Here is a 14,736-nt window from a genome sequence, read left to right on the forward strand (position 1 = left end):
ATACGGGGATGTATGCGTCGTACGAGGCTGCCGTGCCGTCATCAGTCCGCCAGCGAGGCGCCGAACTGGGCCCCGGTCGCGGGCAGGCCCATGGTGGCCGGGCCGAACGAGAAGGAGCCGCTCGCGGTGATACCGCCGGACGTGGCGGAAAAGACCCACACCGAACCGTTGTTGGCGTTCTCGGCGGAGTCACCCACGACCAGGCCGTCCTTCTTGTCCGCATTGGCATCGACCAGGGCGGTCACCGCGCCGAATCGGTCCAGCTTCTCGGCGGTGCCCGGCACGCCGCTGGTGTTCTGGCTGAACGGCTTGTAGCCGGTGGTCGTCAGGCCGTTCGCACTGCCGCGCAGCACGAGCACGGTGCCCGCGTCGGTGAGGCCGTCGAAGTCCTCGCCGGGCAGCCCGGTCGCCACATCGAGGTAGCCGTCACCGTTGGTGTCGCCGATGGACAGACCCGAGCCCATGCCGTCGCGGTACTCACCGACGCCCGGCACCCCGGGGGTGTCCTGGTTGATCCACACCGGCTTGCGGGTGGTCGACGTGCCGTCGGGGCCGCCGTAGACGACGATCAACGCGCCCCCCTTGCTGGGGAGTTCGACGTCGCTGTCGTAGGTGTCGATGAAGTGACCGACGACGATGTCGGCGTACCCGTCCTTGTTCAGGTCACCGATCTCGACGTCCTCACCGCCGATGCGGCGGCCCTGGGCGTCCTTGAGATTGCCCTTGCGGGTGAACCCGTCGGGGCCGCCCAGGAGGAGGGTGACCGCTCGTGAGTCGGACTCGTCCTGGAACGTGTTGGGCACCGCGAGGTCGGCGAAGCCGTCACCGTTGACGTCGCCGGCGGCCGGGGCGTCGTAGAAGGAGTACTGATCGGGATCGATGCCGAAGGAGGACTTCTTGGCGGACTCTCCGGTGCGGGTGAACGGACCGTGCCACACCGTGCCCGCCCCGCGGTGGGCCCCGTCCTCCCACCGGTCGGTGGCGACCGTCACCAGATCCTGTCGCTTGTCGCCGTCCACGTCGGCCACGGTGAAATGGCCGTGCCACTCGTTGTCCGGCGCCCACAGCAGCCTGGTCGGGGTGGTCGAAAGCCCCTGGGGTCCACCCCAGTTGACGACCACGGCGTACCCGGAGTCGATGTCCATCACGTCCTCCGAGACGGACGAGAGCAGATCCGCGTACCCGTCCCCGTCCAGGTCGGCGCTCCGCAGGGCGGTGCCGTACAACTGCTGCGGCGGCTCGGCGTTCTCCCGCGACGGCCAGGTCAGCACCTGCTTGCGGGACGTCGACAATCCGCCGGCCGATCCGTACAGCACGCTCACCGCGCCCGCCTTGACCTGCTCGCCCCGCTTGGCCTGCGGCGCGCCGATCGCCAGGTCGGGATAGCCGTCCCCGTTGAAGTCGTCGTGCAGCCGCTTGGCGCTCGGCGTGGTCGCCGTCGCCTCGGTGGCCGCGTTGACGGCGGGCACCGCCAGCGCTCCGGCGACGACGGCGGTTCCGGTGGCGAGGGCGAGACGTCTGCGCCGGGTGAGGAAGGTGCGGCGGTGAGAGGGCGAAACCATGTGATTCCTGACGTGAGAAGGGTGCGCGGGTTGATGTGGGGGGCAGCTGATCAGCGTGGGAACCGGTCACCGAGCCAGGCGCCGCTCGCGACCGTCCCGAGCGTGCGGGCGCCGAAGGCGAAGGAGCCCTTGGCGGTGACACCGGCCGAGCCGGACCGGAACACCCACACGCCACCGGCGTACGAGTCCTCCCCGACGGCGGCCACGACGGGCTCGGCCCGCCCGTCGCCGTTGCCGTCGACGAGGTGAACGTTCTCGCCGAAGCGGTCGTCCTTCTCGACGGTGCCGGGAACGTCCGCGCTGTCCTGGCCGAAAAGCCTGGAGCCGGCCCCGGTCGGCCCGCCCGGTCCGCCGGGCACGACGACGAAGGCGCCGGCCTGCCGCACCGCGCCCAGGTCCTCGAACGGGTCGCCGGCCAGGACGTCGCCGTAGCCGTCGCCGTTGACGTCGCCGACCGCGAGGTCGTGGCCGAACACGTCCCCGGCCTCGTCGGCACCGGGCACGCCCGGGGTGTCCTGGGTGATGGTGCGGGGGGCGACGGAGTCGGCGGGGCCGTTCGCCGTGCCGTAGATGAACCTGAGCCCTCCGTAGCCCATGACGATGTCCCCGCGGTGGTCGCCGTTGACGTCGCCGATGGCCAGGGTGTGACCCGGTCTGATCTTCTCGCCCTGTGCGTCCTTGAGGACGACGAGTGGCCGCAGGCCGTCGCGGCTGCCGCGCAGGAAGTTCAGATGCTCGCCCCGGTTGCCCTCGTCGTCATCGTCGAACGACTGAGCGAGGGTGACCACGTCGGTGATGCCGTCGCCGTCCACATCACCGGCCACCACCTTGACCAGTTGGATGTCGCCGTCGACGAGCTGCACGCCGGTCGAGCCGGCGGGTACACCGTCACGCCCGAACGGCCCGTACTCCACACGGCCGTTGTCGAGCAGATCCTGATGCCCGTCACCGTTGAAGTCACCGGTGACGGTCCCTGAGCCGCTCTGGTACCGGCCGTCGCCGACGGCGGGCCGCACCTTCCCCGAGGTGAAGCCGCCCGGGCCGCCCCACAGCACGGTCCGGCTGCCCTCCCGGACCACGCCGCCCTGCTCCCACAGCTCGTCGTCGGCCGACACCTGCAGGTCGGTGTACCCGTCGCCGTCCAGATCGGCGGTGACCAGGTCCGAACCGAAGCGGTCACCGGCCTCGACGGTGCCCGGAATGCCGGCGGATGCCTGCGTGTACACCTTCTTGGCCGTGCCGCGCAGCCCGTTCGCGGACCCGTACAGCACGGCGACGTAGCCCGCCTTGGCCTTGCCGTTCACGGTGGCGTTGGGAGCGGCCACGGCCAGATCGCCGTACCCGTCGCCGTTGAAGTCCTGCGGCACGGTGCCGGTCGCCGCACGGGCGTGCCCGGCCGGCAGCACACCGGCACACGCGGCCGCCAGGGCGACAGCTATGGCAACGGTGCGCAGCAGCGTCCTGCGGGGAACAGCCTCGACCACGTCGACTCCGGGAATCAGAAGGGCAGTTGAGCGTGGAGAGGGTCCGAAGGGTTCAAGATCCTCATCCACGCCGCCCAGTACGACTCACCGAAGAGCGAAGGGGTTGCCCTGAGATACCTCGCAAATTTTCCCGGCGTTAACCATTTCAGCCTGTCCGGCGATTGAGGACTAGGCCCTTCAAGGGACGAAAGCGGGGGTCTGGGGGCGGCAGCCCCCAGACCCCCGCGACATCGCCGGGCACCGCCTCAGGATCAGAACGGCTCGAAGTCGTCGTACTCCCGGAGGGCCTCGTCCCGCTCCGCCTGCTGGTCACGGCGCCGCTGCGCCGCAGGTCGCGGCGCCTCGAAGCGATGGTCCTCGCCACGCCGGCCGAGCATCTCCGCCCCGGCCGTCACCGTCGGCTCCCAGTCGAAGACGACGGCGTTGTCCTCGGGACCGATGGCGACGCCGTCACCGGACCGCGCCCCCGCCTTCATCAACTCGTCCTCGACACCGAGCCGGTTGAGCCGGTCCGCGAGATACCCCACGGCCTCGTCGTTGTTGAAGTCGGTCTGCCGCACCCAGCGCTCGGGCTTCTCACCGCGCACCCGGAACAGCAGCTCGCCGCCGATCTCCTCACGGGTCACGGTGAAGCCCGCGTCGTCGACGGCCTTCGGCCGGATCACGATCCGCGTCGCCTCTTCCTTCGGCTTCGCGGCCCGCGCCCTGCCCACCAGGTCGGCCAGTGCGAACGACAGCTCCTTCAGCCCCATGTGCGCGACGGCGGACACCTCGAAGACCCGGTATCCACGGGCCTCCAGGTCCGGCCGCACCATCTCGGCGAGGTCCTTGCCGTCCGGCACGTCGATCTTGTTCAGGACCACGATCCGGGGCCGGTTGTCGAGCCCGCCGTACTCCCGCAGCTCCGCCTCGATGATGTCGAGGTCGGAGACGGGGTCCCGGTCGGACTCCAGCGTCGCCGTGTCCAGGACGTGCACGAGCACACTGCACCGCTCGACGTGCCGCAGGAACTCCAGCCCCAGGCCCTTGCCCTGGCTGGCTCCCGGGATGAGCCCCGGGACGTCGGCGATGGTGTAGACGGTCGAACCGGCGGTCACCACACCGAGGTTCGGCACGAGAGTCGTGAACGGGTAGTCCGCGATCTTCGGCTTGGCGGCGCTCAGCACGGAGATCAGCGAGGACTTGCCGGCGCTCGGGTACCCGACCAGTGCCACGTCGGCGACGGTCTTCAGCTCCAGGACGACATCCTGCAGATCACCCGGCTCACCCAGCAGCGCGAACCCCGGCGCCTTCCGCCGCGCCGACGCCAGCGCCGCGTTCCCGAGCCCGCCCCGGCCGCCCTGCGCGGCGACGTACGACGTGCCGTGCCCGACCAGGTCGGCGAGTACGTTGCCGGCCTTGTCGAGGACGACGGTGCCGTCCGGCACGGGAAGGACCAGGTCCTGCCCGTCCTTGCCGGACCGGTTGCCGCCCTCGCCGGGCTTGCCGTTGGTGGCCTTGCGGTGCGGGGAGTGGTGGTACTCGAGCAGCGTGGTGATCGACTGGTCGACAGTGAGGATCACGTCCCCGCCGCGCCCGCCGTTACCGCCGTCGGGTCCGCCCAGCGGCTTGAACTTCTCACGGTGGACGGAGGCACAGCCGTGACCTCCGCTACCCGCGGCGACGTGCAGCTCGACGCGGTCCACGAAGGTGGTCATGGTTCAGTGCCTCCAGAAACTTACGGATACGTCTTCGTAGTGCTGTGCTCTATTAGAAACACGCGAAAGGCGGACCCGCCTTCCCCGAAGGGAAGTGAGGTCCGCCTCGCGAAACGTTCGGTCGAAGCCTTGAGCCAGAGGACTCAGGCAACCGGAACGATGTTCACGACCTTGCGGCCACGGTGGGTGCCGAACTGCACCGAACCGGCCTGCAGGGCGAACAGCGTGTCGTCGCCGCCACGGCCGACGCCCGAACCCGGGTGGAAGTGCGTGCCACGCTGGCGGACCAGGATCTCGCCCGCGTTGACGACCTGACCGCCGAAGCGCTTCACGCCGAGGCGCTGAGCGTTGGAGTCACGACCGTTACGGGTGGACGATGCGCCCTTCTTGTGTGCCATCTCTCCTCAGTCCCTTACTTCGCAGCCGCGGGGATCTCAGTGACCTTGATCGCCGTGTACTGCTGGCGGTGGCCCTGACGACGGCGGTAGCCGGTCTTGTTCTTGTAGCGCAGAATGTCGATCTTCTGGCCCTTGTGGTGGTCCACGACCTCGGCCTGGACCTTGATGCCGGCCAGCACCCACGGGTCGCTGGTCACAGCGTCGCCGTCGACAACGAGCAGGGTCGAGAGCTCGACCGTGTCGCCAACCTTGGCAGTGGAAATCTTGTCAACCTCAACGATGTCGCCGACAGCAACCTTGTGCTGGCGACCACCGCTGCGCACGATGGCGTACACGCGGATCTCACTCTCTCGCTCGGGAACGGCACCCCCGAAGTCCAGCCACCCGGCAGGCGGGCAGCCTCTCCGGAACACCCTGTGCTCCGGAGGAAGAGGTTTACGGGGATGTGGCGCGCCTATATCCACGGACACGCCGACGGTCAAGGTTACGGGGCCGTGGCCGAGAGGGTCAAACCGGGCCGGGCCCCAACGAAGTGCGGCCGGTCACAAAGGACCGGCCGCACCACACATCACTCTCCGATGAGCGTCACTCGTCGGTGAGCGTCACGCTCCGATGAGCGTCACTCGTCGGTGGCGGCCGAGACCGTGGTCTTCTTCGCCGCCGTCTTGGCCGCGGCCGTCTTGGCGGTCTTCGCCGCCTTCTTGGCCGTCACCTTCTTCGCTGCCGTCTTCTTGGCCGCGGTCTTCTTGGTGGCGGCCTTCTTCGCCGTGGCCTTCTTGGCCGTCTTACGGGCCGTCTTCTTGGCCGGAGCGGCCTCCTCGACGCCCTCCTCGGCAACCGTGGCCTCCGCCACCGCGGGCTCCGCCTGGGTCTCCCCCGCCGGGACGACCACGACGGCCGCCTCGTCGGACGCGGTCGGCGCGGTGGCCTTGCGCACGGCACGGCGCCGCGGGCGGGCCGGAGCCGCGCTCTCGGCGACCGGCTCGGCCGCAGCCGGTTCGGCCGGGGCCTCGGTCACCTGCTCGGTCGCGGGCGCGGCGGCCTCGCCGACCGTCACCACGGCGGCCTCGGCCCCCGTGGGCGACCCGGCGGGCGCGGACACCTTGCGGGTGGCGCGACGCCTCGTACGCCCCTTGGGCGCGGCCTCCTCGGCGACCGGAGCCTCGGCCTCGGTGACCGGGGCCTCGACCACCGCGTCCTCCGCCGCCACCGGCTCGGCCTTCGCCTCCGCGGCCGACTCGGGCCGCACCGGACGCTCGACCTCCTCGGCAACGGTCACGTCCTGAGCCGTGGGAACCGCCTCGGCCTTCTTCGGCGCACCGGCCGGAGCCGACACCCGCCGGCCGCCACGGCGCCGCGAACGACCGCCGCGCACGGCGGCCTCCGCCTCGGCGACGCTGCTGTACAGCTCCTCGTCCGGCGCGAAGGCGGGCTCGGGCAGCGCGGCCGGCTCGGCGACCTCCGCGACGACCTCGGCCTCGGTCTCCGCCTCCTCCTCGGCCGTCTCGACCGGCTCGGCGGCGACGGACGCCTCGTGCACGTGCTCGGGACCGGCACCGGCACGGGCGCGCTTCTTGCGCTTGCCGCCGCCACCGACGGCCGTCGGCTGCTCCATGTGCACGATGACGCCGCGCCCGTTGCAGTGGACGCAGGTCTCGGAGAACGACTCCAGCAGCCCCTGGCCGACCCGCTTACGGGTCATCTGCACGAGCCCCAGCGAGGTCACCTCGGCGACCTGGTGCTTCGTACGGTCCCGGCCCAGGCACTCCAGCAGGCGCCGCAGCACCAGGTCCCGGTTGGACTCCAGGACCATGTCGATGAAGTCGATGACGATGATGCCGCCGAGGTCGCGCAGCCGCAGCTGGCGGACGATCTCCTCGGCCGCCTCCAGGTTGTTCCTGGTGACCGTCTCCTCGAGGTTGCCGCCCTGACCGGTGAACTTGCCGGTGTTGACGTCGACGACGACCATCGCCTCGGTCCGGTCGATCACCAGCGAGCCGCCGCTGGGCAGCCAGACCTTGCGGTCCAGCGCCTTGGCGAGCTGCTCGTCGATCCGGTACGTGGCGAAGACGTCGACCTCGGAGGTCCACTTCGACAGCCGGTCGGCCAGGTCGGGCGCCACGTGCGAGACGTATCCGTGAATGGTCTCCCACGCGTCGTCACCGCTGACGACGACCTTGGTGAAGTCCTCGTTGAAGATGTCGCGGACGACCCGGACGGTCATGTCCGGCTCGCCGTACAGCAGCGTCGGCGCGTTGCCGTTCTTGGCCTTCTTCTGGATGTCCTCCCACTGCGCCTGCAGTCGCTCGACATCGCGGCGCAGCTCGTCCTCGGAGGCACCCTCGGCGGCCGTGCGGACGATGACGCCCGCGTCCTCGGGGACGATCTTCTTGAGGATGGTCTTCAGCCGCGCCCGCTCGGTGTCGGGCAGCTTGCGGCTGATACCGGTCATCGAGCCCTCGGGGACGTACACGAGGTAACGGCCCGGCAGGGAGACCTGGCTGGTCAGACGCGCGCCCTTGTGCCCGATCGGGTCCTTGGTGACCTGGACGAGCACGGACTGGCCGGACTTCAGGGCGGACTCGATGCGCCGCGGCCCGTTGGCCATGCCGAGCGCCTCGAAGTTGACCTCACCGGCGTAGAGCACGGCGTTGCGGCCCTTGCCGATGTCGATGAAGGCGGCCTCCATCGACGGCAGCACGTTCTGGACCTTGCCCAGGTAGACGTTGCCGACGTACGAGGTCGACTGCTCCTTGTTGACGTAGTGCTCGACGAGCACGTTGTCCTCGAGGACGCCGATCTGGGTGCGGTCGCCGTGCTGGCGGACGACCATCACGCGCTCGACGGCCTCGCGGCGGGCCAGGAACTCGGCCTCGGTGATGATCGGCACGCGACGTCGGCCCTGCTCACGGCCCTCGCGGCGGCGCTGCTTCTTGGCCTCCAGGCGCGTGGAGCCCTTGATGGACTGCACCTCGTCGGACGGCTCGGCACCCTTTTCCCGTGCGGGACGCGGCTCGCGGACCTTGACGACGGTGCGCTCGGGGTCGCCCTCGCCGGGCTCGGTGTCGACGCCGCTGTCACCGGCGCGACGACGACGGCGCCGGCGGCGACGGGTGCTGGAGCTGGAGCCACCGCCCTCTTCGCGGGCGTCCTCGGCGTCCTCTTCCTCCTGCTCGGCGGTGTCCTCGGCGTCCTGCGCGGCCTGCGCGGCGGCGAGTTCCTCGCCCTCGGCGTCACCCTCGCCGGCCTCGGCATCGGCGGACTCGCCACGACGACGACGGCGACCACCGCGGCGACGACGCCGACGCGACCCGGTCTCCTCGCTCTCCTCGGCCTCCTCGCCCTCGGCGACGTCCTCGGCGGCCTCTTCGGCTTCCTCGGTCTCGTCCTCGGCGGCGACCTCGACGCCCTGGGCCTCGGCCTCCTCGCCGAACGCGCCGCCCCGGCGCCGGCGACGACGCCGCGACGCGCCCGCCTGCTCCTCCGGGAACTCCTCGACGTCCTCGACCTCGGCCTCGGCGGCAGCCTCGGCCGCGGCCCGCTGGGGCGTCTGGAACTGGGGCTCGGTGAAAACGGGCGCCTGGAACACGGCCACGGAGGGACGCGCCGGGCGCGGAGCCTCGGCCGACTCGGCGGCGCGGGACTGAGCGGGCGCGGCGAACCCGGTCGCGGCGCGGCTGACGACCCGACGGCGACGGCGCGGGGCGGCCTCCTCGCCGGCCTCGGCGGCGGGGGCCTCGGCGGGCGCACCGGCACCGGTGACGGCAGCGGCCTCGGTCTCGGGGGTCGCGGGAGTCTCCACGGCCGCCGGAGTCTCGGCAGCGGCGGGAGCCTCGGCGACAGCGGCCTCGTCGGATGCGGCGGCCGCGGTCACACGCCGCGTGGCACGCCGACGCGTACGACGCGGAGCGGCTTCGGCCTCCTCGCCCGACTCGGCGGCCTCCTTCGGCTCCTCTGCCTCAGCGGCGACCTCGGCACTCACGGGCGCCTCGGCGGGCGCAGCAGCCTCCGCGGGAGCGGACGAACGGCGCACCGCACGCCGACGCGCACGACGCGGCGCGGCCTCCTCGGCTGGTGCCTCCTGCGCAGCGGCGACGGGCACCTCGGCGGCCTCAGGGCTCGCGGCTTCCTCGGCAGCGGCACCGGAGACCACGGTCTCGGCGGCCTCCGCCGAACCCGGAGCACCAGCGGGCGCCGACGCCCGACGCACCGCACGCCGACGCGTACGAGGGGGAGCCACCTCTTCGGTGGCGGCCGTGCTCGCCGCTTCGGCGACCGGCGCGGGGGCGGCAGCAGCCGGGACCACGGTCTCGGCCGCCTCGGCAGCCGCGGGCGCTCCGGCGGGCGCGGACGCGCGACGCACGGCACGCCGACGCGTGCGTCCGGCAGGCGCGACCTCCACCGTCTCCTCGGCCTCTACAGCCTCTTCGGCTTCTGCGGCCTCGGGAGTCACCTCGGCCTCAACGGCCTCGACGCTCTCCTCGGCCTTCTCGGCCTCTTCGGTCACCGCCGCGACATCGGCGGCATCGGCGACCGGTATGGCCGGCTCGACCACCTCCGCGGCCTGCGCCTCGGCGCCGGCCGTCGGCGGGCCCGCCGGGCGGGACGCGGCACGGCGCCGACGACGCGGCGGCAAGGTGTCGCTGGGGGTGTTCAGTTCGGAACCCTCGGTGGGTTCGGTCGGTTCGAGCATGCGGGCGTTTCTCCCGTCAGGCTCCCGGGCGCCGCGCCTGGTCCGGCGATATGCCGGTGACGTCCGCGGCTCGCGCGATGCGCGACTACCGCCGTCCGGGGCGCGGGCGCCGCACGGGAGCTCTCTGTGTCCTGTCTCGCCGGTTCCGTACGCCTCATGCGCACGGCCTGGCGAAAGTCTTCTGGTCGGTGCGCTGCCCGACCCAGGTGGCTCCCGAGTACGAGGGCGGCGCTTCGACGTACGTCCCTACGCGGAACCTTCCTTACGCCGGCGCCGTCGCGGCGGCAGCGGTCTCGGCCTCGGATGGGGCCGTCGCTGCCTCGCGGTCGGGCGCGAGCGGGTCGGTTACCGTGCCGGTCTCTTCATCGAACAGCCCCTGCGCCAGCCTGGTCACCGCTGCGGGGACCGGCGGCGCCAGGTCGGCCACGGCGCGGAGACCGGACAGGACGTCGTCGGGTCGTACGGCAGGCGTCACGTGCCGAACAACCAGCCGCAGTATCGCACAGGGCTGGTCGGTCGGCCTATCAGCCGTCGAACTGTGCGTTTCTGTTCCTTCGGTGCTTTCGAGGTGGACGACCGCCGGACGGGCGTCGAAGGTGCGCACGCCGTTCTTGGTCATGCGCTGGACCTCGACGGCGTCGGCGGCGTTGAAGGCGGCGACCGCGCGCCCGGCCTCGGCCGGGTCCACACCGTCGAGCCGCAGCTCCCAGACGGACGCCATGAGACGGTCGGCGAGCCCGGAGGTCCGGGCCTGGACCGCCTCGATGACGTCGAGCCCGGCGGGCATCGACTCGTCGAGGAGCACTCTCAGCTGCTCCGGATCGCGCGCCTCGGTGAGCGCGATCTCCAGGTACTCCGCCTCACTGCCCGTGCCGGTGGGTGCGGCATTGGCGTACGACACCTTCGGATGCGGCGTGAACCCCGCCGAGTACGCCATCGGCACCTCGGCACGGCGCAGCGCACGCTCGAAGGCGCGCTGGAAGTCACGGTGGCTGGTGAACCGGAGGCGGCCGCGCTTGGTGTAACGCAGTCGGATGCGCTGCACCGCAGGTGCGGGCGGCGGGCCTTCGGGCTGTCGCTTGCCCAGTGTCGTTCAGTCCTTCGTGAGAGCGGTCGTACTGCTACCAAGAGTACGTGTCTCGCGGGCCTCAGGTTCCCGCCGGGCGACCGCCTCCCGCTGCTTCGGCTCCCCGAACAGCATCCGCCGGAAGTCGGCACGGGCCTGCCGTACGGACTCGCGGGCGGCCGTGAGGGCCTGCCGGGTGGCCCGTCCCACGCTGCGCGCGGCCTCGGCGACGGGCCGCAGCACCATGTCCCGTACGACATGCCCGACCGGCGTGAACACCGTCCGGTACACCCACCGCACCGGCTCGACGAACGTCCACCGCAAGACAGTCGCGAGGAACCGCCCGACGGCGAGCGAGATCCGCCCGGCGACCCGCCAGGCGTGCCCGAGCGCGTCCCAGATCTCCCTGCCGATGACGGCGAACAGCCGACCGACCGGCGCGAGAACCCACCGGTACAGGCCCAGCGCGGGCAGCACAAACAGCACACGGACGATCCAGTACAGGGCGATCCCGATCCCGGTGACGACCGTGCGCACGGCCCACACGAGGCCCCGCGCGCACCAGGCGATCGCCCGCCCCACGGGCGTGAGGATCCACTCGTACACCCACAGGGCCGGGACGACGACCAGATACCTCACCAGCCACGCCACCACGCCGAACACGCCGATCCCGATCGCGGCGACCACCGCACCCAGCCCCTTGAGGACCCACATCACCGCATGCCCGACGGGCGTGAGCACGCGCGCGTAGAGCCACGCGAGCCCTGCACCGATCCCACGCGCCACCCACGCGAGCCCTGCGCCGATCCCCCGCGCCACCCACGCGAGCCCTGCGCCAATCCCACGCGCGACCCACGCGAGCCCTGCACCGATCCCACGCGCCACCCACGCGCACGCGTGCCCCACCGGAGTCAGTACATACCGGTACAGCCACACCGCGGGCACGACGACGAGCACGTTCCCCAGCCACGCGAGCCCCTTCGCCACGGGCACGACCACATACCGCCACAACCCCACGAACGGCCACACGAACACCGCCCGCCCGAGCCAGAGCAGCGCACGCCCCACCGGCCGCAACACCGCGTCGTTCAGGAACCGCCCGGCAACGACGAGCGCGTCCCACGCCATCCGCACCGGCACGACCAGCACGAGCGCGACGATCCGCACCGGCAGGCGAATCGCGACGACCAGACACCCTTCGGGTTGCTGGCGCGGCGGTGGCGATTTTTCGAGATCCATGTCCTTGGAGACGCCGGAACGGCCTGGGCGGATGCAGTGGCGGGCCAAGAGCTGATCGCAGGAGCTAACCGGAGAGCACGTCCTTCGTCTCCTGGGCGCGTGTCAGCAGTTGGTACTGCTCGCTGCCGGCCAGCAGTTCCTCGTGGGTGCCCGCGGCGACGACACGGCCCGCGTCGAGCACGACGATCAGGTCGGCGGCGCGGATGGTCGACATGCGGTGGGCAATCACCAGCAGAGCGCACTCCTGCGCGGTCTCCCGGATGGACCTGCGCAGCGCCGCCTCGTTGACGGCGTCCAGATGGGCCGTCGGCTCGTCCAGCAGCAGCAGACGCGGCCGGGTCAGCAGGGCGCGGGCGATCGCGATCCGCTGACGCTCGCCACCGGAGAGCGCCATGCCGTGCTCCCCGGCGTCGGTGTCCAGCCGCCGCGGGAGACGGTCGACCAGGTCCGTGAGGTGCGCCAGCTCGACCACCCGGTCCAGCTCGTCCTGTCCGGCGTCCGGGGCGGCGTACGTGAGGTTCTCCCGCAGCGTTCCGTACAGCACCGGGGCGTGCTGCTCCACCAGGCCGACCCGGGCCCGGTGGTCGGCGCGGCCGACCGTCCTTATGTCACGGCCGTCGAAGAGGATCCGGCCGCGATCGGGGTCGTAGAACCGCTCGATCAGGGCGAACACGGTGGATTTCCCCACCCCCGAGTTGCCGATCAGGGCGACATGGGCGTGCTCCGGTACCTGGAAGGTGACGCCGCGCAGGACGGGGCGCCGCGGTGAGTAGCCGAACCACACGTCCTGGAACTCCAGCACGGGCGCTCGAGACCGCCGGCGACTGCCGTCCGCACGCAGCGACGCCGCGGCCGCCGGGCCGGACACGGCGTCCTCCTCCGTGGGCAGTGCCAGCACCTCCGTGACCCGGTGGTAGGCGCCCATGCCCTGCTCCATGGTGCTGAAGGACTGGAACAACATGCCGATCGGCTCGACCAGATAGACCATGTACAGCAGGAAGGCGGCGAGATCGGCGATCGATCCCTGCCGGTCGGCGACCCGCACGCCGCCGATGAGCAGCACGACGATGAACGACCCCTTGACGGCCAGCTGGATCGCCGGTGCCACCACGGCGTCCAGTTTCGCCATCCGCACGCTTCCCTCGTAGGCCGATCGGGCGCCGCCGGCGATCCGGTCGAACTCGCGCTGCTCGGCACGGCTGGCCCGGACGGTACGGATGGCCCCGAGCGCGCGCTCCAGATCAGCGGTCATCGCGCCCGTCGCCCGCTGGGTGGACAGCGACGCCACCTCGATGCCGCGCAGCACCGAGGCGACGATCACGGTGGTGACCGCCACCATGGCCAGCACGACGAGGAACATCAGCCAGTCGAGCCAGATCATCAGCGCCACGACGCCGATCAGTCCGAGGGCGCCCGTCACCGCGGCGGTGAAGCCCTCGGCGATGAGCAGCCTCAGCGTGGTGCTGTCGGCGCCGACACGCGAGATCAGATCGCCCGTGCGGTGGCGGTCGTACACGGGGATCGGCAGCCGCAGGACATGCCCGATCAGGCCGAGCCGGATCCCCAGCACGACGCCTTCACCCGTGCGCACCAGGACGTACTGGGCGAGCCCCTGGACCAGTGCCTGGGCGAGGAAGACCACGACGAGCAGCACCAGGGCCAGCCCGGTCACACCGCCGGACCCGGTCGCTTCGATCACCCTCTTGACCAGCAGCGGCTGGGCCAGGCTGAGTGCCGAGGCGCCCAGCGTCAACAGCACCGCGAGGCCCATCCACCGACGGTGCCCACGCAGCAGGCGCAGGGCATCGCGCGGGCCGCTCCGGCTCCGCTCAGCTGCCGCTTTCGGCTTCATGGCTCAAGGACTCGACGGTGAGGAGGGTCCGGAAGTAGCCGGGCGGGTAGTTCTCACCCACCGGAACTCCCTCCGCCTCCACCCAGGCGTGCGCGCCGAAGGGCGGCAGGTTCCGCGCGCCCACGCACCACGTGGGCCACTGACCGTGCAGGCGGCACAGCAGCGTCGTGGCCAGTGACCGGGGCAGGCACCCTTCCCGCCCCCCGCACGCCAGGCTGATCGCGACCACAGTGTCCCGGGCGGCCTGGGCCTGCTCGACGGTGGCCGGACCGGCGCCCCGGCGCAGCCACTCCAGCACGGCCCGGATCCGCCGGGGACGCTGGGTGGCCAGCAGCCGCGCGGCGCCCACCACGAACCGGACCGGGATCCGGCGCCGCAGGGGTACCGAGCGGGGGTGGTGGTAGATGGCTTCCGGCGTGGTCATGATGTCTTCTTCTCCGGCCACCAGGCGCGTCGGCCACGCCGTACCGAGGGCCCCTGGGTGCTCTCTTCGGCCAGGCCCGCCGAGCACAGTTCGCCGACCAGCTCCCGGACGTCCCGGTGCGCGGTGTCGATGTCCACCGCGTACTCCTCGGTGAGCGTTCGCGCGGCATCGGCTTCGGTGCCGCCGTCCAACAGCGTCCGCAGGGCGATGGCCGCGCTGGGATTGAGCGTCCAGTACTGGTCGCGGTCCTCGTCGAGCACCGCGACCCCGTACTCGGTCTCGGCCGTGAACACGCCGTCACGCAGCTTCAGCGTCATGAAC

At 71.6% G+C, this 14,736-nt stretch carries 11 protein-coding genes; all 11 read right to left on the minus strand.

What is annotated here, in order from left to right; genetic code table 11:
• Positions 1-41: 41 nt before the first annotated feature.
• Positions 42-1,562 (minus strand): FG-GAP-like repeat-containing protein, encoded by a 1,521-nt coding sequence (locus EJ357_RS15555; protein ID WP_126392193.1) that lies wholly within the window; start codon positions 1,560-1,562, stop codon positions 42-44.
• Positions 1,563-1,612: 50 nt separating this feature from the next.
• The gene (locus tag EJ357_RS15560) at positions 1,613-3,046 is read right to left on the minus strand and encodes an integrin alpha (protein ID WP_126392194.1); all 1,434 of its coding nucleotides are present in this window, start codon (positions 3,044-3,046) and stop codon (positions 1,613-1,615) included.
• A gap of 251 nt (positions 3,047-3,297) precedes the next feature.
• Complete coding sequence (gene obgE, locus EJ357_RS15565) at positions 3,298-4,743, minus strand: GTPase ObgE (protein WP_126392195.1); 1,446 nt, start codon at positions 4,741-4,743, stop codon at positions 3,298-3,300.
• Positions 4,744-4,886: 143 nt separating this feature from the next.
• The gene (gene rpmA / locus EJ357_RS15570) at positions 4,887-5,141 is read right to left on the minus strand and encodes a 50S ribosomal protein L27 (RefSeq protein WP_029387501.1); all 255 of its coding nucleotides are present in this window, start codon (positions 5,139-5,141) and stop codon (positions 4,887-4,889) included.
• 14 nt (positions 5,142-5,155) lie between these two features.
• Positions 5,156-5,476 (minus strand): 50S ribosomal protein L21, encoded by a 321-nt coding sequence (gene rplU, locus EJ357_RS15575; RefSeq protein ID WP_004931419.1) that lies wholly within the window; start codon positions 5,474-5,476, stop codon positions 5,156-5,158.
• 284 nt (positions 5,477-5,760) lie between these two features.
• On the minus strand, positions 5,761-9,834 hold the full coding sequence (locus EJ357_RS15580; RefSeq protein ID WP_126392196.1) for a ribonuclease E/G: 4,074 nt from the start codon (positions 9,832-9,834) through the stop codon (positions 5,761-5,763).
• 262 nt (positions 9,835-10,096) lie between these two features.
• Positions 10,097-10,879, minus strand: coding sequence for a TIGR03936 family radical SAM-associated protein (locus tag EJ357_RS15585; protein WP_126392197.1), 783 nt, complete (start codon positions 10,877-10,879; stop codon positions 10,097-10,099).
• Positions 10,880-10,927: 48 nt separating this feature from the next.
• Positions 10,928-12,139: a phage tail tape measure protein gene (locus EJ357_RS15590; RefSeq protein ID WP_126392198.1), complete on the minus strand. Its 1,212-nt coding sequence runs from the start codon at positions 12,137-12,139 to the stop codon at positions 10,928-10,930.
• 64 nt (positions 12,140-12,203) lie between these two features.
• The gene (locus EJ357_RS15595) at positions 12,204-13,991 is read right to left on the minus strand and encodes an ABC transporter ATP-binding protein (RefSeq protein WP_126392199.1); all 1,788 of its coding nucleotides are present in this window, start codon (positions 13,989-13,991) and stop codon (positions 12,204-12,206) included.
• Positions 13,969-14,415 (minus strand): lasso peptide biosynthesis B2 protein, encoded by a 447-nt coding sequence (locus EJ357_RS15600; RefSeq protein ID WP_126392200.1) that lies wholly within the window; start codon positions 14,413-14,415, stop codon positions 13,969-13,971. Before EJ357_RS15600 ends, EJ357_RS15595 begins: the two co-directional genes overlap by 23 nt.
• Positions 14,412-14,732, minus strand: coding sequence for a lasso peptide biosynthesis PqqD family chaperone (locus tag EJ357_RS15605; RefSeq protein WP_126392201.1), 321 nt, complete (start codon positions 14,730-14,732; stop codon positions 14,412-14,414). Before EJ357_RS15605 ends, EJ357_RS15600 begins: the two co-directional genes overlap by 4 nt.
• Positions 14,733-14,736 lie beyond the last annotated feature (4 nt).

Source organism: Streptomyces cyaneochromogenes, from assembly GCF_003963535.1.
Classification (GTDB): domain Bacteria; phylum Actinomycetota; class Actinomycetes; order Streptomycetales; family Streptomycetaceae; genus Streptomyces; species Streptomyces shaanxiensis.